This window comes from Brevibacterium otitidis, from assembly GCF_042429315.1.
Classification (GTDB): Bacteria; Actinomycetota; Actinomycetes; order Actinomycetales; family Brevibacteriaceae; genus Brevibacterium; species Brevibacterium otitidis.
The window spans coordinates 1-855 of record NZ_JBHMAU010000007.1; the positions used below are offsets into that span (position 1 = coordinate 1).

Annotated in this window: 1 protein-coding gene, 1 pseudogene and 1 other annotated feature; the gene and the pseudogene both read left to right on the top strand. The window is 57.8% G+C overall.

Annotated elements, in window-relative coordinates; translation table 11 throughout:
• The first annotated feature begins 376 nt into the window (after positions 1 to 376).
• Complete coding sequence (locus ACFFN1_RS00615) at positions 377 to 631, top strand: transposase (RefSeq protein WP_376837637.1); 255 nt, start codon at positions 377 to 379, stop codon at positions 629 to 631.
• Positions 615 to 855 (top strand): annotated as a pseudogene (locus tag ACFFN1_RS00620) (transposase); the annotation flags it as partial. The gene ACFFN1_RS00615 and the pseudogene ACFFN1_RS00620, both read left to right, overlap by 17 nt.
• Positions 778 to 855 (top strand) — a sequence feature (AL1L pseudoknot). This feature is flagged as partial in the annotation. (Overlaps the previous pseudogene by 78 nt.)

Sequence of the window (855 nt, forward strand, 5' to 3'; positions counted from 1 at the left end):
CATGTACTACCGCCTCGCCCGCGTGACCGCCCGACCCGACGGCTCGGGCCGCACACGAAAGACGCCGGAGTTGATCGCCGGCCTCGTGCCGCTGGCACAGGGCACGATGACGGCGGAGATGCGATAGGTGCCCACCGAACGACAGGACCTCATCGAGGCACGTGCCGACGCTGGCCTCGACACCGCACTCACTGACCGTGAAGCATGGGCGCGGGTTTCTGACCTGACTTGGCTCATTTTGTTAGTGCGTGAGTTTGCCGTTCATGATCGCGTCGATGATGGCTTTTTCTTGGGCGGGGATGTGGGGCGGGAAGGTCTGCTGGTTGGATCGCCCCGGGTATGGTGGAGGGTTTGATCTAACCGAGAGGATAGGAACATGCCTGCACCGAGTAAGTACCCTACAGAAGTTCGTGACCGTGCTGTGCGTATGGTCAATGAGAAGCTGACCTGCGAACCCGCGCTGGCTGTGAGTGCCGCGTGCCGGCTGGTCGGTGAACAGATCGGAATCAATAAGAACACCCTCCGTAATTGGGTGAAGCAAAACCATGTGGATTCCGGTGAAGCGCCAGGACTGACGAGCGATGACAAACGACGCATCACGGACTTGGAAAAGGAAGTTCGGGANCAATAAGAACACCCTCCGTAATTGGGTGAAGCAAAACCATGTGGATTCCGGTGAAGCGCCAGGACTGACGAGCGATGACAAACGACGCATCACGGACTTGGAAAAGGAAGTTCGGGAACTGCGCCGGCTAATGAGATCCTGCGGAAAGCGAGTGCATATTTTGCCCAGGCGGAGCTCGACCGCCGCTGACAGATATCGATGGTTTCATCGATGATCATCGTGATGAGTTC